The sequence below is a fragment of the Enterococcus hulanensis genome, assembly GCF_005405485.1.
In the GTDB taxonomy this organism is placed as follows: Bacteria; Bacillota; Bacilli; order Lactobacillales; family Enterococcaceae; genus Enterococcus_A; species Enterococcus_A hulanensis.
Genome location: NZ_BJED01000007.1, coordinates 209,039 through 231,930, shown reverse-complemented (window position 1 = coordinate 231,930; position 22,892 = coordinate 209,039). Strand labels below are relative to the sequence as shown.

The 22,892-nt window shown below is 38.1% G+C and carries 19 protein-coding genes; 17 read left to right on the top strand and 2 right to left on the bottom strand.

Features of this window, described 5'->3' with window-relative positions; genetic code table 11:
- Positions 1 to 502 precede the first annotated feature (502 nt).
- Entirely contained in the window at positions 503 to 1,264 is a 762-nt protein-coding gene (locus FFR60_RS09965) for a tyrosine-protein phosphatase (RefSeq protein ID WP_137664035.1), read from the top strand.
- A gap of 19 nt (positions 1,265 to 1,283) precedes the next feature.
- Here the strand turns inward: FFR60_RS09965 and FFR60_RS09960 are convergent, their stop codons facing one another.
- Entirely contained in the window at positions 1,284 to 2,822 is a 1,539-nt protein-coding gene (locus FFR60_RS09960) for an AcpB/EbpR/MafR family transcriptional regulator (protein ID WP_137664034.1), read from the bottom strand.
- A 456-nt stretch (positions 2,823 to 3,278) separates the two neighbouring features.
- Between FFR60_RS09960 and FFR60_RS09955 the strand changes: the two genes are divergently transcribed.
- The 16 genes from FFR60_RS09955 to FFR60_RS09880 all read left to right on the top strand — a co-directional run bounded on the left by FFR60_RS09955 (position 3,279) and on the right by FFR60_RS09880 (position 20,737).
- Entirely contained in the window at positions 3,279 to 4,358 is a 1,080-nt protein-coding gene (locus FFR60_RS09955; protein WP_371853179.1) for an O-antigen ligase family protein, read from the top strand.
- Complete coding sequence (locus tag FFR60_RS09950) at positions 4,355 to 5,392, top strand: glycosyltransferase family 4 protein (protein WP_137664032.1); 1,038 nt, start codon at positions 4,355 to 4,357, stop codon at positions 5,390 to 5,392. The genes FFR60_RS09955 and FFR60_RS09950 overlap by 4 nt, the downstream gene beginning before the upstream one ends.
- A 14-nt stretch (positions 5,393 to 5,406) precedes the next feature.
- Positions 5,407 to 6,093 (top strand): YveK family protein, encoded by a 687-nt coding sequence (locus FFR60_RS09945; RefSeq protein ID WP_137664031.1) that lies wholly within the window; start codon positions 5,407 to 5,409, stop codon positions 6,091 to 6,093.
- 25 nt (positions 6,094 to 6,118) lie between these two features.
- Entirely contained in the window at positions 6,119 to 7,330 is a 1,212-nt protein-coding gene (locus FFR60_RS09940) for a polysaccharide pyruvyl transferase family protein (protein WP_137664030.1), read from the top strand.
- Positions 7,327 to 8,745 carry a lipopolysaccharide biosynthesis protein gene (locus tag FFR60_RS09935; RefSeq protein WP_137664029.1) on the top strand — a complete coding sequence of 473 codons (1,419 nt, stop codon included), beginning with the start codon at positions 7,327 to 7,329 and terminating at the stop codon, positions 8,743 to 8,745. Before FFR60_RS09940 ends, FFR60_RS09935 begins: the two co-directional genes overlap by 4 nt.
- Positions 8,738 to 9,463, top strand: coding sequence for a WecB/TagA/CpsF family glycosyltransferase (locus FFR60_RS09930; protein WP_137664028.1), 726 nt, complete (start codon positions 8,738 to 8,740; stop codon positions 9,461 to 9,463). The genes FFR60_RS09935 and FFR60_RS09930 overlap by 8 nt, the downstream gene beginning before the upstream one ends.
- Positions 9,460 to 10,701, top strand: a complete 1,242-nt coding sequence (locus tag FFR60_RS09925) for a glycosyltransferase family 4 protein (RefSeq protein WP_137664027.1) — start codon at positions 9,460 to 9,462, stop codon at positions 10,699 to 10,701. Before FFR60_RS09930 ends, FFR60_RS09925 begins: the two co-directional genes overlap by 4 nt.
- Positions 10,698 to 11,465, top strand: a complete 768-nt coding sequence (locus FFR60_RS09920) for a winged helix-turn-helix domain-containing protein (protein ID WP_137664026.1) — start codon at positions 10,698 to 10,700, stop codon at positions 11,463 to 11,465. The genes FFR60_RS09925 and FFR60_RS09920 overlap by 4 nt, the downstream gene beginning before the upstream one ends.
- A 236-nt stretch (positions 11,466 to 11,701) precedes the next feature.
- The gene (locus FFR60_RS09915; RefSeq protein ID WP_137664025.1) at positions 11,702 to 12,388 is read left to right on the top strand and encodes a sugar transferase; all 687 of its coding nucleotides are present in this window, start codon (positions 11,702 to 11,704) and stop codon (positions 12,386 to 12,388) included.
- A gap of 37 nt (positions 12,389 to 12,425) precedes the next feature.
- Positions 12,426 to 13,199, top strand: a complete 774-nt coding sequence (locus FFR60_RS09910; RefSeq protein WP_137664024.1) for a YveK family protein — start codon at positions 12,426 to 12,428, stop codon at positions 13,197 to 13,199.
- Between the two features lie 18 nt (positions 13,200 to 13,217).
- The gene (locus FFR60_RS09905) at positions 13,218 to 13,901 is read left to right on the top strand and encodes a CpsD/CapB family tyrosine-protein kinase (protein WP_137664023.1); all 684 of its coding nucleotides are present in this window, start codon (positions 13,218 to 13,220) and stop codon (positions 13,899 to 13,901) included.
- Between the two features lie 66 nt (positions 13,902 to 13,967).
- Positions 13,968 to 16,841 carry an immunoglobulin-like domain-containing protein gene (locus tag FFR60_RS09900; protein WP_137664022.1) on the top strand — a complete coding sequence of 958 codons (2,874 nt, stop codon included), beginning with the start codon at positions 13,968 to 13,970 and terminating at the stop codon, positions 16,839 to 16,841.
- 16 nt (positions 16,842 to 16,857) lie between these two features.
- Positions 16,858 to 17,340: a DUF4352 domain-containing protein gene (locus FFR60_RS09895; protein WP_137664021.1), complete on the top strand. Its 483-nt coding sequence runs from the start codon at positions 16,858 to 16,860 to the stop codon at positions 17,338 to 17,340.
- A gap of 173 nt (positions 17,341 to 17,513) precedes the next feature.
- The gene (gene wecB / locus FFR60_RS09890) at positions 17,514 to 18,656 is read left to right on the top strand and encodes a non-hydrolyzing UDP-N-acetylglucosamine 2-epimerase (RefSeq protein ID WP_137664020.1); all 1,143 of its coding nucleotides are present in this window, start codon (positions 17,514 to 17,516) and stop codon (positions 18,654 to 18,656) included.
- Between the two features lie 4 nt (positions 18,657 to 18,660).
- Complete coding sequence (locus tag FFR60_RS09885; RefSeq protein ID WP_137664019.1) at positions 18,661 to 19,611, top strand: LCP family glycopolymer transferase; 951 nt, start codon at positions 18,661 to 18,663, stop codon at positions 19,609 to 19,611.
- Positions 19,612 to 20,509: 898 nt separating this feature from the next.
- Complete coding sequence (locus FFR60_RS09880) at positions 20,510 to 20,737, top strand: PspC domain-containing protein (RefSeq protein WP_137664018.1); 228 nt, start codon at positions 20,510 to 20,512, stop codon at positions 20,735 to 20,737.
- Between the two features lie 201 nt (positions 20,738 to 20,938).
- Here the strand turns inward: FFR60_RS09880 and FFR60_RS09875 are convergent, their stop codons facing one another.
- The gene (locus FFR60_RS09875; protein WP_137664017.1) at positions 20,939 to 22,465 is read right to left on the bottom strand and encodes a helix-turn-helix domain-containing protein; all 1,527 of its coding nucleotides are present in this window, start codon (positions 22,463 to 22,465) and stop codon (positions 20,939 to 20,941) included.
- Positions 22,466 to 22,892: the final 427 nt, after the last annotated feature.

Here is a 22,892-nt window from a genome sequence, read left to right as displayed (position 1 = left end):
GTTGCTTAAAAATACTGTGAGAGGCTATTTACTAGAAAACTTAATTAATTAACTTCCACAGTTTAGTTGACAAACCCAATATTTCAAATTAAAAAAGAGCTTCTCTGAGATTTTATACCAAAACTTCAGAAAGAACCCAATTGATGAGCTCACCATTATATTTTTTTCTCAAGTTACATCAACGCAATATTTTTTTATTTAACTTAACCCCATTAATTATTAGTGATAACCACGGGGTGTTTGCAGATTATTTATAGTTAACGGATAAGACATTCTGATGGTCACGTACGGATGACTAATCCGTACGTATTGGGTATTGGCATCTTTATAACAACATTTTTTTTTCGAAAAATAAGCGAATTTTGATAGGGCATTGAAAGGAATATCTGTTAAAATCAAACGATAGATTGGATATGAAACAGTGGAGCCATAGGGGGTGCTTGACTATTTGATCTTATTCAAAGAGCTTTTCAGAGATATTAATTAGTTTGGAGTGATATGCGTGATAGATTTACATTGTCATATTCTTCCAGGGGTGGATGATGGTCCTAAAAATCTTGAAGAGAGTATCGCTATGGGTCATGTAGCTGTGCAACAGGGGATTACACACATTTTATGTACCCCGCATCATAAGAATGGCCGTTACGATAATCCAGCTGTCAATGTGATCGCCGCTGTAAAAAATTTGCAGCAGGAATTCGATCAAAGAGGGATAGAATTGACTCTTTTTGAAGGTCAGGAGGTTCGTTTGACTGGTGAATTGCTTGAAGATATTCGGCATCAAGATATTCTATTTACAGATCTGAATAACCAATACCTGCTGATCGAGTTTCCAGCAGCAGAGGTTCCGGCCTATACGGATCAGCTTTTTTATCAGCTAATTGAACAGGGGCATACACCTGTGATAGTCCATCCTGAACGTAATGACGTGTTCTCAAAAGACCCGAACCGACTAGTACCGTATCTGGAAATGGGAGTCTTAACTCAATTAACTGCGCCAAGTGTTATTGGCTTTTTTGGTCGGAAAATTCAAAAGGTAGCTAGGACAATGTTGAGTAATCGGTTGGTTTACATGGTTGCCTCCGATGCTCATAGTATTCAGCAGCGAGGCTTTTATTTAAAGGAAGCTTATCAAGAAATTGAAAGGGATTTTGGGAGTGAATTAGTGAGAGAGCTGGAGCAGATGACCAAAGATCTGCTGAATGGATATCCAGTAAAGCGTCCGGCTTTTCAAAAGGTAAAACGACATTCTTTCTTCAGATAAGTGAAAAGGCAGGTATCCTTCAAAAAGATACCTGCCTTTTTTGCTGGTTTTTTATCATAAAAAGTTCGTTTAATTTCGCCTCTAGCGTGCAAAAATCTAGTTTTGTGGGTTTTCGAGGAATCACGATATTGGGAATAGCGGGCTGATCGACTAAAATTGTTTTTCTTGTTGAAAGCAGCAGATCGAGTGAATTAATTTCACCCAGGCAATCATGGTGAGTGTAAATTTCCATTTTAAAACGCCCTAAAAATTCATTTTTAATCATGTTGATCAGACGCTGCTCCTCCAAATTTGACAAGTCTGATGCTAAGAAAATCTGCAAAGGCTCCTCCACTTTTTGAAGAGGCGTGATTGTTTCAAACAATAAAGGATAAACGGATAATAAATAGCTGCTGTCTCGAAAGAGTGGAAAACCGGTTTTTTTGTATAGCAAAGAAATTAACTCGCTTGCTCGATTTCTTAAGTGAGGAGAGATAGATTCACTGGAATATAAACAAGGTTCCTGTGAATGATAATCAGAAGGCTCTTTATTATGGAATAACTGACAATGCAGATGAGCACTGTAGAGACTTTTATCCACTGTTTTAAGGTCTTCTTTTGAAATGAAAAACTTCTGTTCATCAAACCAGAGTTTTTTGAAGATTTCGACCGACTGGAACAGTTGTGTGTTCCGCTCATAATGAAATTCGATAAAATCTTTTCGTATGTAAGTATTATTAAACACTTCGTCTATTGTAAAAACATATAAAAATAGAAAGCCTATTTCATTTTGCTGCTGGAGCTCTTTGGGCAAAATATCCCTCAGTTCATGAAAAAAGCGATCGAACAGCTCATTTTTTTCGATATTTTCTCGCTGCTCCTTTGTTAGCTGAACATGCTTTCCTCTTTTTGCTCTTTCAATGCACACCGCAATCATGCAAAAAAGTTTCTTGTATTCAAACTCCGATAAACATAAATGGAAAAAGTTAATAACACGGTCAATAATTTTTTCGGTGATTAATCTTGTAGTCCCTCCATAAGGCCAGCTGCCTCTGCTAAATGAAGTCAATAGCAGGAGAAAGCTGAGATTACGAATATGTGTTTCATTCCCCACCAATTCTAAAGAACGACGTTCAATCGTTATTCCCTTAGGCATTAATTTTTTTCGAAATTTATTGATCATGCGCCATAGAGAAGACTCACTGACATAATGCTTATGTGAAAATTGGATGATTGAAGGCATTTTTGAGAAAAAGATTTTCATTATCAATTGATAGTTAATAGTCCCCTCGATCATTCGGAAAATCAAATCCTCTAAAGCCGGTTCAAAATCATAATGCAAAAAATATCCTTTCTTATTGTGATTCTTCAATACAATTTCATTGTTGGAAATGAACGAATCGATGTCTTCTTCAATAAATGTAAGGTACTTCAAAATAGTTCTTTGATTACTTTCTAGCTGCAGTGACAGCTCATCAATTGATAGCCACGTTTTACATTCCTTTAACAGACAAATAATTTTTATTTTTGTGAACGTTTCCTTGTCAAATAGATCCGCAACTTGATTGATTAGAAACATCTTCCTGTAAATTACTCCTTTCAATGATTTATTTTTAAATTAATTTAGTTAAACAAACAGTAAGAAATGTTTCGTCGAATAAACAAATAGACTTTCGCGATGTTAATATTCCGTTTTATTAACTTACATTTATCATTTTATACTCTTATTCAAAAGTCAACCAATCAAATTTTGATTAAAAATTAACAAAAACAGATGTTTGAATAAATATCGACTAGATTAACATTAATTATATTTAATTTTATGCATTGCAAATTTTACTTAATTCTAAAGAAAAGGAGAGATTTATTGAGCGATCGGATAAGGCTTCATATTTTTTTGCTGTTGATAATGATTTTTCCTATCGTGGATATTTTCAACGGGGTTTTCATATCATACGGCAGTAATATTCCATTGGGAACAGCGTATAGAATTTTTTTCATAGCCTATATTCTTTACGGTGTTTTGGTGAAAGGAATGAAGCAAACAGATGATTATGTATTACTTCTTATTACACTTTTTTCATTAACGATCATTTGTATTTTTCAGGCCCTATTTTTCGAGACAGGCTTTAATCTGCTGGTGGAAGAAATGTCTTATGTTATTCGTTTTTCCTTATGCCTACTGATTCCCTTTTTTGCGAAGCAATTCGAAATAGCTTTATCAGTAAAGGGGCTATCAAAACTGACTATTGTATTGGATGTTTTTTTGATCGGCGGTTTAGCCGTCCCTTATGTTTTGGGCCTGGGAAATAACACCTATGATGATGCAGCTGGCTTCAAAGGTTTTTACTTTGCTACTAATGATATCGCCTATGCTTTTTTAATTATGCTTTTTTTTGTGGGCTGGTTTCTGATCCAGCAAAATAAACCGGTAATACCAGCAAGTCTTTTATTAATTCTTTATTTTCTTAATATGTATTGTCTGCTGATTTTAGGAACAAAGTCCGGCTTATTAACAGGCATTCTCTATACCTTCTATTTAATCGGCTATTTTCTTTTTCGTTATCGCAGCGATTCATTGTATGAGCAATTTTTCGTTTTTGAATTTTTGTTAGGACTGCTACTACTTCTTTTGATGAGGGGAAAAGAGTTCCTATTAACGTCTTTATCTAGTGTTATTGCACGCTTTACATACTTTCGAACGCTTTATCAGGATGATTGGCCGAGACTGTTGTTGAGTTCTAGGAATGTTTATTTACGAGATGCAGCTGCAAATTTTTCTCAAGTGCCGGAAAATCAATTGATTTTTTGGTTTGGTTCAGGCTTTGAGAATCGTTGGAACTGGTATGGCAGGAAGGGCGGTCTGATCGAAATGGATTTTTTTGACATGTTTTTCTCCTATGGAATTATTGGAACAATCATCCTTGTGGCGGTGGTCGTTCATTTTCTAAGAGTAGCAGTTTATCAAGGTAGTAGTAAGTTTTGCGTATTCTTATTAATTTTTTCGGTTATTTACAGTTTTTTGGTCGGACATGTCTTTTTTTCAGCACTGTCAGCGACAGTATTTGGTTTTATGTGCATGTTCATCCAAGTGATTAAAAAGGAGCAAATATGAAAAAAATAATCATGGTAGGACCGGAAAGTACAGGTAAAGGTGGAATTTCAACGGTCGTAAAAAATTTTATTAATTATTTTCCCAAAAATCAAAAATGGCAGATTCGTTATCTATTTTCATGGAATGAGAAGCACAAGCTCTTCTATGCTTTACGATCGTTTCGGCAGCTGTTTGTAGCGTCACATACTAAAAAAATATCGATTGTTCACTTTCACGTTTCACAAGATGCGAGTTTTTATCGTAAAGCAATACTGGTGAAGGCAGTGAAAAAAGGAACGAAAATTATTTTTCATATGCATGCTCCGAATTTTGACCATTTCTATAAAGAAGCGTCTGAAAAGAAAAAACGTTTGATTCGCAACACCTTGAACCGAGTTGATCTATTGGTCGCTTTGGGTGATGACTGGAGAGACTATTATCAAACACTGACGACAACAAAGGTCATCGTGATAAATAATGCTGTTTCTGTCCATTCGAATAATAGCTATCAGCTTAACTCGACCAATGTTTTAACCTTTGGGCGAATTTGTGAACGAAAAGGAAGCCACGATATTTTAGCTCTTGCTAAGCGAATACAAACAAAAATGCCGAATGTGCGATTTCATCTTTACGGCGATACAGATGAAACGACACCGAAAATCGTTGAACAAATGAATCTGCTTAATTGTGAAAACGTCGAGCTGCATGGTTGGACCACGAATCAAGCGGAATTGTTGAAGGACTGTGGATTGCATCTTCTTCCTTCGTATCATGAGGGGATTCCGATGGCAATCCTGGAAACGATGGGCTGCGGCATTCCAAATTTAGCAACGAATGTCGGGGGGATTAGTCAGGTAATAAAAAACCAAGAGAATGGTTTTCTGGTCGCGCCGGGAGATATCGATCAAATGGAGCAGGCGATCATAGCCTTTTTCTCTAGTCAGGAGAAGCGTAAACGATTTTCTGCCAATGCCCAGATAATGATCAGAGACCACTACTCTATGGAAGCTTATCTGCAAAATTGGGAATGCGTATATGAATCATTATCTGATTAGGAGAGGAGTTATTCATGTATTCATTTAAGGACTTCATGCATTTTCTGTGGCTGCAAAAAAAAGTGATTTTAGTACTGACCTTCTGTTTTATTGGAATAGGCTGTGGAGGCATGTTCTTTATGAAGGGGTTTGAATATACAAATCAGGTGTCCTTTTTATTACCGGCAACGGAGCATACTGTTGAAGACAATGGGGATGAGGACAGACTTGAAATCGAGAATCAAGTGATCTCTAGCAATATCAAGCTGGTAGAAACCTATAAGGAAATGGTGAAAAGCGAGCCTATGTTGCAGGTGATACAAAAAGATAACCCGCAGAAAAGCAAGCAGGCGTTACTAGCTAGCATGAAGGTTTCAAGCAATATTAATTCACAAATTTTTACAGTCTCTATTACAACCCGCAGTCCAGAACAAAGTAAAAAAATAGCTGTGAGCTTAAGTGAGCATTATCCTCAGATAGTCGAAAATAGTCGTTTGCCTAGAAATGTATTTTTACTTGCTGCACAATCCGTTGACACGGTAAGGACACCTAGTGTTCCTAAAATCATCTTGGGGATATTCATCATGAGTTTTATGCTCAGTACATCCTGTAGCTTCGGGTGGTCTTATTTACATGAAAGAAAATTCCTAAGGACACCTGAAGTGGCACAACATTTGATCGAAATAGAAGCGCTCGGAATTGTAAATTTTTATGAAATATAAAGAACACGAAAGTAGAGGAATATGAGTGAAAGCTACACTAGTTAGTTTCATTGACAGCTCGAATATTGGTGATCGATTGATAGCCGCGACGTTATCAGAGCAGCTGTTAGTCGGAATTGAAACAAGGAAATATAGTTACAAACTAATTGAAGAATCAAAAATTAAGATAAATAAAAATCTGGTTCGTCGATCAAAAACCCATGAAATTTACTATAAATACTTTCGCCAGTTGCCATTGGTAAGAAACCTTGTCAGTAGGGGAAAGTGGCTAAGATCGCGAAGGAAAATGTATGACACGGCAGATATTCAACATTTTGAGGAGACGTTGGCCCAAACGGATATTTTAGTAATCGGTGGAGGAAATGCAATTTTTGATTTATCGTCAGCCACCTTATCCGCTCAACGCTTTGATCAAGTGGTTTCTTTAGCTAATAAACATCAGGTCCCAGTCTTTGTCAGCTCTATTGGAATTGGTCCGTTTTGCACGGAGAAACAAAAGAATGCGGCAGTCAATACCTTAAAGAAATGTGAATATGTCACTTTTCGTGATGAACGGTCATTAAGATACTTGGAAAATACTCAACACCCAGCAGCTTATGCTTCTGTTGATCCGGTGTTTCTATTGCCAGAATCACTGCCATTTGAGCAATTAAAAGCACAAAGAGCACTGCAGGAACGCATCGGGATTTGTGTCATTGACTATCGAATTACCGGCTGCTCACGGAAGGATTACCTAGACTATTTGGAGGAGATGAAGGTGTTGATCCAACGCTTAGCTCAGATGAAAAAAGAGATTGTTCTATTTTCCTCTGAGGTGCAGGATTACGAAACAATCGAAACACTTTACTCTGATTTCCAGAAATCAGCAGAGGTAAAGGTAGTCCTCGTTAAGGATCGGGAAGACTTATTAGACTTATATCAATCGCTGAACTTGGTAATCGGAACCCGAATGCATTCAATGATAGTCGCGGTTTCGCAATTTGTTCCAATTATTGGCTTGTCTTGGCAGCAAAAAGTGGTAGAAATGTTCAAAAACCTTGAAATGGAGGAGGACGTGTTAGCAATTGAAGACCTGAATGAAAATAGAGAGCTGTTATCAAAGAAAATCGCCGAAAAGCTGACGGACAATGAGCGGGAGCTAATTAAAATGAGGCAGCGGAAAGAAAAAATGCGAACAGGCTTTGCGATTAATCATCAAATTATGGCTGAGATTCGCCAAAATTTGGTAGAAATATGAATCAATATAAGAAATTATTCAGTGATTCGTTGATTTTTGCGATTGGCAGTTTTGGCAGCAAGTTGATTACGTTTTTTTTGGTTGGGTTTTATACCTACTATTTGAGCAAAAGTGAGTATGGGACCGCGGATCTACTGATCAATACGATCAATTTGATGCTGCCGATTGTCAGCTTGAGTGTTTCTGAGGGCGTTTTGCGCTTTGTTTTGGACAGCAAAAGTAATTCAGAAAAATTGGACTGGCTGCGCACGGCGATCAGTATCAACTTTGTCGGGCTTGGTCTGACTGGGTTTTTGCTCGGAGGGGTCTTTCTATGTGGACTGCCGGTGATGATCTCTTCGTATATTGGTTTGCTTAGCTTTCTTTTATTAACGATCCAATCCTTTCAATTGATTTTTATGCAGTACCTCAAAGCGATTGGCAAGCTGAGAATCTATGCATCAAACGGCATTCTATTATCGTTGCTGACAATGCTTTTTGGACTATTTTTCTTTCGTCAAATGGTTAACAAGCTCGATGCTTACTTTTTGTCTTTGGTATTGGCGAATAGCTTTTCCTTAGTATTCTTATCCTTCAACATCTCTTGGAAGAATTTATTTATCAAAAAAAAGGATTTGGATCAGTTGCAAAAGAAGCAGTTGATCACTTACAGCCTGCCCTTGATTCCCAATTCGGCTATGTGGTGGATTCTTACAACATCCAGCCGCTTTATTATGACTTTTTTTCTGGGAGTAGCAAGCAATGGTATGTATGCTGCTGCCAGTAAGGTCCCTAGCTTGTTATCAGTAATCGGCTCTATCTTCTTGCAGGCTTGGCAGCTTTCTGCGGTTGAAAACTATCGCAAAAAAAATGCGGGGAGCTTCTATCAAAATGTCTTCAATCATTATTGTACGCTGCTGTTGGTTTTCTCGTGCTTGATTCTATTATTTCTAGATCCGATAGCTTCTGCATTGCTGTCAAAGGAGTTTTATTTTGCCAAAGCTTACATTCCACTGCTGCTGATAAGCAATTTCTTTTCCTGTGTTTCGGGCTTTTTAGGAACAGCTTATATCGTGGTGAAGAAAACAAAAGGCGTTTTGACGACTTCGCTAGTCGGAGCTGCTGTCAGTCTCGTAGGTAGCCTTATCTTGATTCCACTGGTGGGGATCAATGGTGCCTCAATAGCATCTGGTTTGGGTTTTTTTATCATCTTTTATTTACGAAAAAAAGAGACCAATCGCTTAATGGAAAATTATCTATCTGCCAGAAAAATGGGGATTCAGTTCGGTCTGTTGGTTTTACAGATCGTTCTTAATCAATGGCTGAACTTCTCAAAGTTGCCTTGGATCGGCAGTCAGATTTTAGTGATCGTGTGTATCATTTCCATTGATTTGTTTCAGAGCAATCCAATAAGAAGGAGGGGACGCAATGAATAAAATTGAACTATTTGATTTGCTGATTGATGAGGGCAGCTTGGAAGAAACGGTGGAAGAGATGATTGAGCGAATCCAGCGAAATGAAGTAATAGAGCACGTAGGAGTCAATTCCAATAAGGTCGTTTTAAGTCATCGTGATGCTGAAATCAAAAAAATCATCCAACAAGCTGACATGGTAAGTGCGGACGGCTACTCAGTGGTTCGAGCCTGTAGATGGCTCAAAAAGAAAGACATTGATCGGGTTACTGGAATCGACACAATGATGGCACTGCTAAAGGAGGCGGAAGAACTAGAATTGACGGTATATTTTCTCGGTACGAAAGAGGCAATCCTTAATAAGTTGCTGGAAGTATTGAAGCAGCAGTACCCCAAGCTGAAGATCGCTGGTGCACAGCATGGCTATTTCAAGGATGAACAGGAGGTAGTAAAGGAAATTGCCGACTGTCAACCACAAATGCTGTTCATTGGAATGACTTCACCTTATAAGGAGGCATTTGTAAATAAGTATAAAAAAGAATTGAACGCCAACTTAATTATGGGTGTTGGTGGGAGTTTTGATGTACTAGCCGGCGAGATATCAAGGGCTCCTGCTTGGATGCAGCGCAATGGATTGGAGTGGCTGCATCGATTTATGAAGGAGCCGCAACGACTTTATAAGCGCTATATTTTTGAGAATGTCTATTTTATCTATCTCTTAGTGCAGGAGAAATTCAAATGAAGAGGACACGAGTGTTACTGCTAACTTATGGAAAATTACCTGTGCCGGCGGTAAAAGGCGGTGCGATAGAAACTCTGCTCGACACTTTAATTGAAGAAAATGAACAGCAGAAACTGTTGGAGCTGATCGTGGTATCTAAAGATGATGAGACCATTCCAGCATTCAATCAAACACATAGGCATACGCAAGTAGTTGCTGTGAAAACAAAAGACCGGCCATTTCGCTGGTTTATTCAAAGATGCTGGAACAAGGTAAGACAAATCGTTACAGGTAAAAGAAAGAATATCATCCCTTATCCAGAGCTAATGATCGCGGCCAAACACTATCTGCAAAGGAATTCCGTGGATTGCTTGATTGATTTGAATTTTCCAGAGCGAATTCCACTTATCCGCCGCTTTTTTTCAGGGAAGTTAGCTGTTTATTTGCACAATGATTATCTCAATTATCGAACAATGAAGGGTGCAACTATTCTTCATGAGCTGGATGGGATTTTATCGGTATGTGATTTTCTTAACGAGAAAGTACAGGAGATTAGCTACTCAAAGGAATGGCCCGCTCTTTATCGTGTAAATAATGGGATCGCATTAGAGGAATATCAGCCGGCAGCTCCTGCTGAGAGGCAGAAAATCCGTTCGCTATTTCATTACAAAGAGACGGATTGTGTGATTGTTTTTTCAGGCCGAGTGACGGAGACCAAAGGGGTACATCTGTTGTTTGATGCATTAAGTCAAATTGAATCGGTACAAAACGTCAAGGTATTGGTATTAGGGGGAACTACCTACAGCTCCGTCCAAAAGGATTCCTATTTCAAGAAGGTAATGGCGCAGGCAGAGCAGCTTCCAATCGAAGTGACTTTTACTGGCTATATTGAAAAAAGTCAGATTCCTTTCTACCTGAAGGCAGCTGATATCTGTGCTGTTCCATCAATATTTCACGAAACCTGCTGCCTTTCGGCTGTTGAAGCACAAGCGATGGGAATCCCTGTCATTGCTACTAAAATTGGCGGGATTCCAGAATACATCAGTGAAAAAAGCGCGTTATTAATCGAGTATGATCAGCAGTTTGTTCCGCGTTTTGCTGAGGGATTAGAGCAATTGATTCATGATGACGCGTTCCGCGATCGGCTGAGTAAAGAGGCTTTAAAAGGAAGAAACAGGCATTCAAAGCAAAGATTTTATGATGAATTTGTTGAGAGTATTAAACGATTAAATGAAATTGGTAAAGGAGATCGAACATGAAACTATTAATTTTAACGAAAAATATATTGGCTGAGACGAGCTTTCAAAGCAAGCTTCAGCAAATAAATAATGAAGTGTTTTGCAGCACGCGCTTACTAGATGAGTGTTTTTCGATGGATCAGGAGATGGGGCAGCTACTTTCTTGTTTTGACGCGGTTATTTTAAGTGAGACTGTTTCTTATCAGGAGATTTTTGAAATAATTCCATGTATTCGTGAATATGTTCCGTCAATCGTCAGAAAATATGAAAGTGAGTTTACTAAGGGCTATGAAGAAGAGCGGACAGAATACATCATTGACCAGAGGATCAAAGGAAATGCTTCCTTAGAGGAGATTCGCGAGCTTTGTCAAGCTATTGAACAAAAACAGACCGAACATCTGAAGGTCAGAACCTTCAGCAACAGGAAAAGAAGGACTAATGAGGTAGACTACCGCTTTTACAATTTTGGTTTCTCTAAACGGGAAAGAATCATGCTGATGTGTCTGTACGAAAACAGAGGGCAGTATCTGTCACGGCAGGAATTGTGCAAGAAAATTTGGCGTGAAGAAGGGATAACGGATTCAAAAATGTCCGCGTTGTCCAGTTGTGTTCGAAACATCAAAGAAAAAGTAGAAAAAAGCGGAATGGATTTTAGTCCAATCGATACGGCATGGGGAAGAGGCTATCAGATATCAGATGAATTCTACCATTTAATCAAAGCGGAAGCCGAGTTTAAAAAAAGCGAAGGACATCAAATTTTTGATGTAGCTGAGAATGTACTTTGAAAAAATAGCTTAAAATTTCAAGAATCGAACAAAAATCGAATGGAATGAGCATTGCTTTGCCGTTTGGATTAACAGAAAACATGATTTTATGACATAAAATGTTAAAAACCATCACTTATTTGATGTTTCAAGGTGCAACTTCTGTTCTATTATTAGCTTGTTAGTTGTAATTATTCTAAAAAAAGAGTTTAGTAATCAAAAAATATATCGAATTTTTTCGATTTTTTGGAAGTGAAATGATGAATAACATTTATGAAAATAATTCGTCCATTAATGATTTTGAATTAACTGAACAACAAAATCTAGCTACCTCCATTTTTTTTGGAAGGAAAACAAAACGAGTCATTGACATCGTCGTAAGTCTTTTGGGATTAGTTGTTTTGGCGATCCCATTTGGTTTTGTCGCACTGCTGATAAAACTGGAAGATCCTAAAGGCCCAGTCTTTTTTAGTCAAACACGTGTTGGTCTGAATGGAAACTATTTTGTTTTATATAAATTTCGGACAATGTTTGTTGGAGCTGAAGAGCAGTTGGCAGACTTGATGGAAAAAAATGAGATTCAAGGACCCATGTTCAAAATGAAATATGATCCGCGTATTACTCGAATCGGTCATTTTTTGCGGAAATTTAGCATTGATGAGTTTCCGCAGCTGGTGAATGTATTGAAAGGGGATATGTCGATTGTCGGGCCCAGACCAGCATTGCCTCGTGAAGTGGAGCAATACTCAGATTATCATCGTCTAAGATTACTTGTTAAGCCTGGATGTACTGGTTTGTGGCAGGTGAATGGGCGGAATAATCTCCATTTTGAAGAAATGATCCAACTAGATCTCAGCTACTTAACTAAAGGAAGTTTTCTTCTGGATATACAGATCATGCTTAAAACGTTTTTGGTCATCATTACACGAGATGGGGCTTATTAAACCAGTATATATAAACTATCGGAGGCAACTAGTCATTATGGATGAAAAATTAAATTTCTCCTTTTTTGTGCGCACTATTAAGGAAAAGCTGTTGACCATTATTCTTTTTAGTATCAGCGGGCTACTGCTAGGCGGCTATCTTTCTTTTTTCTGGATCACACCGCAGTACAGTTCGCAAACACAGATGATCGCGGCAACGAAATCGACTGAAGAAAATCTTTCTAATGAAATTACTGCCAATCTGCAATTGGTAAAGACATATAAGGAACTGGTGTTAAGTGATTTGGTCTTGGGTCGAGTACAAGAAAAATTGCAGACAGAAGAAAATCAACATATGACGATTAGTCAGTTAAGAGAATCTATTACACTCGAACAGCAGCAAGAATCACTTTTTTTTTCGATCTGCGCTGTTAGCGATCGACCGAGACTCTCAGCTCATATAGCCAATACAACTTCGCAAATATTTCAAGAAGCCTTAGCAGAAAGTCAAATTCCTGGAGAAATTTCGATTACTTCAGAAGCGACTGCTAGTCGGGCGCCAATATCGCCTAACCATAAATTAAATCTAGTCCTAAGTCTATTTATTGGTGTGTTGGCCGGCTTTCTATTTGTTTTGGTGCTGGCAAGCTTTGATCAGACGATCAAATCAGAACAAACGGTCTATGAAGTTTTTGAAACCAATGCATTGGGGATTATCCCTTATATGACCAGTGTAGACATGAAAATGTCCGCAAAGGATAAGGATCTTCTGAAGAGAAATTTGTCGGAGGAGTCTTTGAGTGTGTCTAGAAGACAAAGAAAAAGAGTCTAAACTTAGGAGCGTCATCATATGAAAGAAAGAGAAACACGATTAATTTCGATCGAAAATCGATTTTCACCTATTACCGAACAGTACCGCAATGTTCGAACGAGTATTCAGTTTGCCGCATCCTCTGGACAGCCATTAAAGCTGCTGTTAGTGACATCAACAGAGCAAGAGGAAGGAAAAACTACGTTGGCTTCTAACTTAGCAGTTGTTATGTCTGAAACCAATAAAAAAGTGTTGCTGGTTGATGGCGATCTTCGGCGCGCGACAGCAGGAAAATATTTCAATTCCTTTTCTACCCGTGCTAAGGGACTAAGCTCTTTATTAAGCAACAGCCGGAGTATGCTGGAGGAAGCGATCCAAAGTACACAAGTGAAAAATTTGGATTTTCTTCCGGCTGGACCGATACCGCCAAATCCATCGGAGCTGTTAAATTCCAACCGTTTAAATGAAATTTTAGAACGACTGGAGGAACAGTACGATTTTGTCATTATTGATTCCCCGCCGTTGCTTGTAGTGACAGATGCTCAGATATTCTCTTCGAAGGTTGATGGCGTTATTTTAGTAGTTCGTGAAAACCATACAAAACGAAACAATCTAATAAAATGCAAAAACCTGCTTAAGCGGTCAAATGCTCATCTGGTGGGCTTTGTTTACAACGGAGCAAAATCTAAGAGTACAGGAAACTATAAATACAACAAATATTAGGGAGGTGATGGAAGAATGTAGCGTGTGTTTGATTCAAAAAAGGGAAAAAAGAAAGGGGTAAAATTAGTGAAGAAAAAGAAATTATTAACAATCGGTGCCAGCAGCTTGATGTTGCTGAACACAGGCCTGCTGCCTGTTGCAGCTTTAGCAGCAGAAAAAAATATAGAAACAGAAGAGGTAGCACCAGAATTGGCAGACAGTTTGGTAAAGAGCGATCTGCCAGAAGCAGCACCAGAAACTAGTGACGAACCTGTACAGGAAACAACAGAAACAAAGGAAATACCTATGACTGAAGCGTCTGCTGAAAACGAAGATGCTGAAGACACAAAGAAGCAGGAGACAAATGATCTTATTAAACCAATGGATATTGGGCTGATCGCTTGGGGTAAAATTGGCTTAAAAACGTCAACAGGTAAAGAATTAGTGATCAACAATCAAAAAACAGAAGGTATTTTGACTGTTGACTTAAACATTACCCAATTAGCGAATTTAGGTATTGCTGATAAAACCTATTATCAGGTCAAATTGCCAAATGAATTTAAGCCGTTATTGGAAGATCCGCGTTTTATCACTTATTTATCAGGTGAGATGAAGGCCTACAACTTAGGTATTCCAATTAAATCTTATACCTACAAATCAACAGATATCAGAGTAGATCCAGAGAATTGTTCGCTGGTTATTCAAAATCCGAATATTACGACGATAGTCGGTCTTTTACCACGTGTTTATTGTTCAGTAAATATTGATCTAGGCGGATTTGTAACAGACACAGAAATCCGTATTCCAGGTTCATTAGATGGTAAATATCACTTTAACACAGGTTTGACTCAAGATAATAATATCATTGACTGGACAGTCGGCGGCGGAAAAGAATCTAGCGGCTTCTTGGAATATGCGAAGATTGATCCAGCCTATGGAACGGAAAAGCCGGTATTGACTGCGGAAAACCGCAAAATCGTACTAGGTGATGATTTTACTGGCGCATTTGCGATGAAAGGGGTATCGGCGATCGATAAAGAAGATGGCGATATCACTAAAAATGTTGTCATTATTGACAATCAAGTCCGTTCAAACGTGGAGGGGACCTACCCTGTAACCTACAAAATCACTGATAGCCATGGATTGACAGCAACTAAAACGATCGAAGTAACTGTAGCAGAAAACACGTTGCCGGTTATTCACGCTGAAAATAAAGTGATTGAAAAGGGCACGCCGTTTAATCCTTTAGAAGGAGTAACTGCTCATGATGAAGAAGACGGCGATTTAACTTCAAAAATTGTGGTTAAGTCAAACACGGTAAACACCAGTGTTCCTGGTAAATACTTCATTACTTATTCAGTTGAAGACTCTCACAGAGGGATCGCAACGAAAGATATTGAAGTTGTTGTCAAAGAAAGCATCCATGAAATCACACCAGATGATTATACAGTTGGACAGGGACTGATCACAGGTAAGTATGAAGGGGATATTTCTTATCTAGAGTTTTATGTTGATGATCATTTGGTATCTGAAGGTGGAACCTTCAAAGATGGTCGCTTCTCCTATGAAGTAACGACTGGACTAATCAAGAAAAACTCTAAAGTTGTTTTGGTCGCTTACGACGAAAACAAGAATAAATTAGATGAGAAAACAGTTAAAGTAATATCTAATTATAACGGTACGATCACTGCCTATGATTATACAATCGGCGAAGAATATATTCGTGGAACATTCACTGGAGATGTGAAGCAGGCAAAAGTTATCGTCAACGGAAAGGTTCTTGCTTTAGGTGGAACGTTCAGAGATGGTGAATTCAGTTACTGGGTTGGTAAAAATGCTATTAAACAAGGCGATAGTGTTCTAATCAACGGTTATGATGTAGACGGTGATGTATTAAGTCAAAACAACAAAGTTACTATTGTTGCTGCACCAGAAGCTAAAGGAACTATTACTCCAAATGTATTCAAAGTCGGTGCTGTAGAAATCACCGGAACCTATACTGGCGATGTGAAGAAAGCTAAATTGTATGTCAATAATAATTTAATTTCACAAGGTGGAACCTTTAAAAATGGTACGTTCACTTATTATGTTGGTCAAAATGTGATTGCTAAAGGAGCTAATGTACGTTTAGTTGCCTTCAGCGCAGATGACAAGGAATTAGACAGCAAAGTTGTTCAAGTTGAAGCAACAACAGCTGGATCAATGGTAGCAGATGTTTACACGATTGGAAACGAAGAAATTACTGGAACTTACACGGGAGACGTGAAGAAAGCAAAAGTGATTGTCAATGGAACAGTCCTTTCTTTAGGCGGAACCTTCACTAACGGACGCTTCACCTACTGGGTAGGCTCTTCAAAAATCAAAGCTGGCGACAGTGTGTTAATCAACGGTTACGATCAGAACAACACCCTACTGACGCAAAACAATATCGTTAACATCAAGCAAGCACCTGTACAAAAAGGAACGATTACTCCCGACAGTTACACAATTGGTAATGGAGAAATCACCGGCACCTACACTGGCGATGTACGTAAAGCTCGTCTATCAATAAATGGTAACGTCATCTCTTGGGGCGGTACCTTTAAAGATGGTCGTTTCACTTATTATGTTGGCAGCAGTATCAAGGATGGTGACAATGTAACTATGAATGCTTACGGGACCAATGATTTGTTATTGCAGGAAAATGTGAAAGTTTCTTTCACAAGCTCTTCTTATAGCGGCAGTATTTCACCAAATACGTATACAGTTGGTGCGGTTGAAATCTCAGGCGTTTATTCAGGCGATGTGACACAGGCTCGCCTTTATGTAAACGATGGACTTGTTTCAATTGGCGGTACCTTTAAAAATGGTTCATTCACTTACTATGTAGGAAATGCTATCAAAAAAAGCGACACTGCCTACCTAGTGGCATATGGACCTGACGGCAAAGAATTAGATAGAAAAACAGTTCTAGTGAACTAGCGAACGGAGATTTTGAATGAAAAAATTATTATTAAGTGTTATCGCAGCTTGTTTTCTCTTAACTGGATGTGCGGCTGGAAATGACAAAGGAACCAGCAGCAGCGGAGAAACGAGTGTTTCGGTTGCCAAGGTTGAAGTAAAAGATGGATTGAATGCGCCTTTCACTGCAGATGGAATGGAAATGAAACTCACCGAAGTATCCAGCAGTGAATCTGTAAATCAAGCGAAAAAGCCTATGCAGTTGATTACCTTTACTGTTGAGTATAAGAATATTGGTACCCAGGACAAAGGAATGGGAGCGATTGATTTTCGCTTGGTGACAGATAAAAAAGATAAGACATACAACGTAACTGAAGAGATGGAAGCCTTTGGCGGTGTACTAGCACCAGAAAAAGCGTCTAAGGGTAAATTATATTATCTGATTGGGTCGGGAGAAAAACCAACTAAATTGGAATACGCACCAGCAGATAAACCTCTTAAAACTTGGAATCTAAAATAATGAATTTTTTCATTGTTCGATATTTCGCAAAAACAATCAATCTTTTTATTAATTAGCTCTTCAATTCGCTTGTTTTATGTTTGAAGTACAGAAAATCTTGAAGGAGAGGACCAGAATCTCTTTCAAGATTCTTTGTCGTAGGGAAAAAATTATTGAATAAAAGGGAGATACATATGTCAATAAAAGTAATGTCGATTTTTGGTACTAGGCCAGAAGCGATAAAAATGGCTCCAGTCATCAAAGTCTTAGAAAAGGATGCGCGCTTTCAGTCAACGGTAGTAGTAACTGGCCAGCACCGAGACATGCTGGATCAAGTATTGGACTTTTTTGAAATCACACCAGATTTTGATTTGAATATCATGAAAGACAAGCAAGCTCTGAGCGATATGACGATTCGTATCATCAAGCTGCTCACACCCATACTTGAGGATCACAGGCCAGATATCGTTTTAGTTCATGGCGATACAACGACGACATTGGCGGCAGCCTTATCCGCCTATTATCAGCAGATTTCTATCGGTCATGTTGAAGCAGGTCTACGTACCTGGCAGAAGTATTCACCTTTTCCAGAGGAGATGAATCGTCAATTGGTCGATGCCCTATCTGATCTTCACTTTGCACCGACGCAGGCAAGCTCTGATAATTTATTGAAGGAAAATCACTCAAAGGAACATATCTTTGTGACAGGAAATACCGCCATTGACGCAATGAGCTATACCATCGACAAGGATTACTCACACCCCAACTTGTTGAATAATGACAAAAGAAAACTGTTGGTGACAATGCACCGCAGAGAAAATCTTGGTGAGCCGATGATAGAAGTCTTTCAAGCACTGACCCAGTTAGCAAAGACTAAAAAGGACGTTGAAATAATTTTTCCAATGCACAAAAATCCAGTCGTTCGCCAGTTGGCTGAAAGGGAGTTTGGGGGCTTAGACAATATTCAGCTGATCGAACCGTTAGATCTTTTTGATTTCCATAACTTCGTTCAGCACTGTGACTTGATACTAACGGATTCCGGCGGTGTTCAGGAAGAGGCCCCATCATTAGGCGTTCCTGTATTGGTTCTGCGTGATACAACAGAACGTCCGGAAGGTATCCAAGCAGGAACACTAAAATTAGTGGGAACCAAAAAGGAAATCGTTTTTCAAGAGGCCAAGAAGTTGTTGGAATCGACAGAGGACTATCAAGAAATGGCTTCAGCGGTGAATCCTTATGGAGATGGTCATGCAAGCGAACGGATCGCCGATATTCTAGCACAGGCCTTTAATGCCGATCCAGAAGGGCAAAAGAAACTGAAAAAAGCGATGGAGTGAATAAATGGGAACGAAGCGGAGAAGAGATCCTAATCGAAAAAAGCAGCTGAAAAAAATCCTGATCGTTCTGTTAAGCATCTTATTGGTCTTGATTCTTTTGCTCACAGCTGTCGCTGCTAAGGTATTTTACGATGTAAAGAGCACCACTGAAAATGCCTTCGAGCCGATTGCAAGAGCACAGCGACTAAAAGATATTGATTTAAAACAGCAGGAGCCTTTTAGTGTTTTATTACTCGGTGTTGATACCGGAGCATTGGGGCGTTCGGAGCAAGGTCGTTCTGATACAATCATGGTAGCCACTGTGAACCCCAAAACAAAAAAAACAGTATTGGTCAGTTTGCCCCGAGATACGTATGCTGAGATTGTAGGACACGGAACGATGGATAAAATCAATCATGCGTATGCCTTTGGAGGTACACCTATGACGGTTGCTACGGTTGAAAAGCTATTAGATATTCCTATCAATTATTATGTGACGATCAATATGCAGGGAATCGAATCACTTGTTGATGCTGTTGGAGAAGTTGAGGTATCCAACTCTTTTGCATTTACATATGAAGAAACAGAATTTCCCAAAGGCTCTCAAAAATTAGATGGAAGCAACGCGCTAAAATATGTTCGCATGCGTTACGATGATCCAGAAGGGGATTATGGTAGACAAGCACGCCAACGCCAACTGATTGCGGGGATACTGAAGAATGCGATCAGCTTTAAAGGTCTAACCAGCTATCAAGAAATTTTAACGAGCTTAGGCAGCAATATCAAGACCGATGTTCATTTCAGTGATTTGAAACTCTTGACTAGAAAATACCGCGGGGCCTTTAATAAAATAGAATCTGAACAGGCTAAAGGAGAAGGGTTCATGCAGGACGAAATTTCATATCAGCGCCTTTCCTCAGAAGAATTAGTTAGGATTCAGCAAATGCTGAAGGCACAGCTGAACAGCGGAAAATAAACGAACAGTTTTTAACGAATGGGGCCTTTTTTAAGGTCCTATTTTTGTAGTAATGGTGCTATCGATTTGAAGAATAAATCAATCGCGGAGGAATGTTCAGCGGCTGACCAAAATCCTCATAGAAAAACGGCTAAGATTTGTAAAATAAAGTCGATATGTAGGAGATGGGACAAATTTTCCACATTGGAATGAAGTAGCTGAAACTTGGCGATAATTGATAATATCAGTCAAGCATGGGGAAGGACAACTCTTGATTTCTCGAATTATCTCCCTACGTTTTTGCCGCAACCATCTCCTCACCAGGAGCAGATAAAAACGAATTGGCAGAAATAGCAAAGGATTATCAAGGAGGTCAAGCACCATTTCTTTATATGTGCGGAGATCATGATTTTTCCAGATGATTTCAGCCGACGGTTCCAGTCCAAATGGGATGCTGATTAAAAAAGTCTAATTTGGATAAAGATCCTTATCATGGCGTAGAATTAATGGACCAAAAAGAAAAAAAATCGGTAGCAGGGATATATTGTCAGGGAAATTCATCGAAAATGGACGAAGACGAACCGAAAAAGAAATAAAGTTGATAAAATCGAATCAATTTATTGAAAAGCAATATGAGTAATATGTGATTAAGACATCTCAATAGGAGGTGTCTTTTTTATGGAATAGTTGCTTAGATGAAGAAGTGTTCGAATCAAGAAGAGCGGCTTAGAAAAACTCAGACTAAATGACTACCACGAAAATCCACCTTCGGCCCTATGACTAAAATTCAAACCTCTTGCATAATATAGACATAAGATAAAAACACATCGCGAGTGGAAAAAGCAGGAGTTCAACAAGTTGTCGAGTTCTTACTAAATCAAACTTGAATAAGCAATTTAGGAAAAGGGAAAGAATCAAAATGAAAAAAATGTTGACAAAATCACAAAATGATCGGGTATTTACAGGGACGTTAGCTGGTATTGCGGAGTATTTCGGGATTGATCCTACGGTTGCTCGTATTCTCTATGTGTTCGCTAGTCTTACATTCATTGGCGCACCTATCATTCTCTATATCGTCATGTCGTTACTGATTCCAGCAGCGGACCATACTGATTATCAATCAAATTTTTCTGATTGTGGTGTTTAATTAAATTGAAAAAAAGACTGAGATAACAGTCATAGAATTAAAAAAAAAGGATCAAAATCACGCCGGTGATTTTGATCCTTTTTTATTTTACTGATTTGAAACAGTTAGAAACTTGATTGTATGTATTTTTATAGCGATTACGGAGGCTGTCTAAATTATTCAAGTAAATCAAGTTTACGTTACTCTCAACGAACTGATCAATCAGTGTGTGTTTCTTATGAGGTCTATTTGCTTTGATAGTATATTTAGCAGATTTGATAAGTTGGGATTATAAAGATATCTAGTATCGAGGTATAAGCTATGACGAACGTTATGCTTTAAGACTTCTTCAGAGGATAAGCCTGTATGTACGACTAAATCGATATTTTTTTCAGCAAATCTCACTCCAGAGATGAAGGTCACATTAGATATATCCTGAAAGTACAGGTTCAAAATGTTCAGCAGTTTCCTCTCAATCAGAGGTTCCAAGTCGGTACAAAAAGATACAATTAGTTCTTTTTCAAATATTGAAAGGGTGTATGTTGATAATAAGATATTTCTATATCGGTAATATAAAAACTTTTTTGTATCAATCGTGAGTTTAATTTCTTGATCAATAATAGTCATCAACGCAGCGAGGTGGGTCTTTAAAGTATCAGACTCGTTATAATCTAGTTCATTTGCGTTAATCGAGTGGATATTCTCAAAAAGTATGATGTTCATATAGGTACTTAGCAGTTGACTCGTTAGGAACTCTTTTTTTTCAGTAGAAAGAGAGGATATTTCATTATCCATATAGTTGATGCTTTTAGTGATAACTGTTATTAAGTGTGCCTTTTTTAAGAGTGTAAATGCTTCGGCATTCAGCGATACATCAAAGTAGTCAAAATACTTTGACTCTGTCGATAACCAAAAATAGAAATAGCATTGTTCCTCTCGACTAGGAAAGAGTTTTATCGGCGATTCTAAATCCCAGCGAAGCTCGTTTAAGACAGGAAGAAAATCTGAGAGTAGGGAATTTAAGCTAAAGCAAAATCCTTTTTTGTAACGTAATTCTTGGATGGCAAGCTGATAATGCAGCTTTCTTCGATCCATTAGTGAGAAGGGAATCGCTGCTTTTTCTTCAATACTATTCACTTTTTCTATGATGAGAGTTTCATCAACAATCTTAAATGGCCAAGCGGCGCCTTTAAAGAATTCCCAATAGAATTCGGTGGCAAGCCTTCGAATATTGGCCTCATTTCCTCTTAAATAATAAATGCCATTGTGTACATATAGTTTCAAACTGAAAAAAGATAGGATGACTTTGATCTGCTTTATTTTACTTTTAAAAGCAGATTCACTAATAAAATGTTTGGCAATAAACTGGATTTTATTTATTGAATTACTTGTGATCAGGTCATTTATCAATTGGGTAGGCCACATTTCAAAAATCAACCCGCGATAATACTGTCCAAAATCAAAAGGGTCCTTTATTTTCAGATAGCAGCCATTCTGTTCATCCGTCAGAAGAGAAAATGAAGCCTCGTCTTCAGCTTCATTTTTGATTTGTGTTAAATATTTTAGAACGGTAATTTTTGAATAGCCCGATGCTAGTGTCAATTCGCTCAGGGATGTCCATGAATTATTTTGCTCTAAAATCTTTAATATCACGAGCTTTTTCTTTGTATCAAATTCGTACAAAACATCTAAAAATTCCTCTAGTTTATTCCTTAACATAGCTTCCAATCCTTTATAAAGTTGATTCATATTTTTTAGCTCAAAATTCCTAAAGTCTATTCTTGTCAAAGATCAATCTATTTGTCGAAAGATTTTTCACTTGAGGTAGGTGTTAAAAATATGACACAAATGGCACAGAACATTCACCAACATATCATATTTAATAAGTTTCGAAAATTAATTTGTAAAAAATATTTGAAAAAAAGTCTTAATATTGGTCAGTCTATCTGGCTTTGTTGAAATCATAAGTAAATCAAATGCTATAAGTAATTAATGGGTGGTCCCTAATAGATTAAGCAACTCAATATAAAGATTGATAGGTATTTTTTTTTCGAATTTCATAAAATAATCTGTCCCCGCCCGTTAAATCAATGAATTATCATAAACGTGTAAATTATTTCTATTCTGTTTGAGGTTGGCAGGGAGTTAAAAAGGGAAAAAGAATCATGATTTCAAT

What these genes read in the sequence shown, in the direction of transcription:
- FFR60_RS09925 (WP_137664027.1), top strand. Translation starts at nt 9,460, where the DNA reads ATGAAGAGGACACGAGTGTTACTGCTAACTTATGGAAAATTACCTGTG.
- FFR60_RS09905 (WP_137664023.1), top strand. Translation starts at nt 13,218, where the DNA reads ATGAAAGAAAGAGAAACACGATTAATTTCGATCGAAAATCGATTTTCA.
- FFR60_RS09885 (WP_137664019.1), top strand. Translation starts at nt 18,661, where the DNA reads ATGGGAACGAAGCGGAGAAGAGATCCTAATCGAAAAAAGCAGCTGAAA.
- FFR60_RS09910 (WP_137664024.1), top strand. Translation starts at nt 12,426, where the DNA reads ATGGATGAAAAATTAAATTTCTCCTTTTTTGTGCGCACTATTAAGGAA.
- FFR60_RS09960 (WP_137664034.1), bottom strand. Translation starts at nt 2,822, where the DNA reads ATGTTTCTAATCAATCAAGTTGCGGATCTATTTGACAAGGAAACGTTC.
- wecB (WP_137664020.1), top strand. Translation starts at nt 17,514, where the DNA reads ATGTCAATAAAAGTAATGTCGATTTTTGGTACTAGGCCAGAAGCGATA.
- FFR60_RS09895 (WP_137664021.1), top strand. Translation starts at nt 16,858, where the DNA reads ATGAAAAAATTATTATTAAGTGTTATCGCAGCTTGTTTTCTCTTAACT.
- FFR60_RS09935 (WP_137664029.1), top strand. Translation starts at nt 7,327, where the DNA reads ATGAATCAATATAAGAAATTATTCAGTGATTCGTTGATTTTTGCGATT.
- FFR60_RS09930 (WP_137664028.1), top strand. Translation starts at nt 8,738, where the DNA reads ATGAATAAAATTGAACTATTTGATTTGCTGATTGATGAGGGCAGCTTG.
- FFR60_RS09880 (WP_137664018.1), top strand. Translation starts at nt 20,510, where the DNA reads ATGAAAAAAATGTTGACAAAATCACAAAATGATCGGGTATTTACAGGG.
- FFR60_RS09920 (WP_137664026.1), top strand. Translation starts at nt 10,698, where the DNA reads ATGAAACTATTAATTTTAACGAAAAATATATTGGCTGAGACGAGCTTT.
- FFR60_RS09915 (WP_137664025.1), top strand. Translation starts at nt 11,702, where the DNA reads ATGATGAATAACATTTATGAAAATAATTCGTCCATTAATGATTTTGAA.
- FFR60_RS09875 (WP_137664017.1), bottom strand. Translation starts at nt 22,465, where the DNA reads ATGAATCAACTTTATAAAGGATTGGAAGCTATGTTAAGGAATAAACTA.
- FFR60_RS09955 (WP_371853179.1), top strand. Translation starts at nt 3,279, where the DNA reads ATGAAGCAAACAGATGATTATGTATTACTTCTTATTACACTTTTTTCA.
- FFR60_RS09945 (WP_137664031.1), top strand. Translation starts at nt 5,407, where the DNA reads ATGTATTCATTTAAGGACTTCATGCATTTTCTGTGGCTGCAAAAAAAA.
- FFR60_RS09950 (WP_137664032.1), top strand. Translation starts at nt 4,355, where the DNA reads ATGAAAAAAATAATCATGGTAGGACCGGAAAGTACAGGTAAAGGTGGA.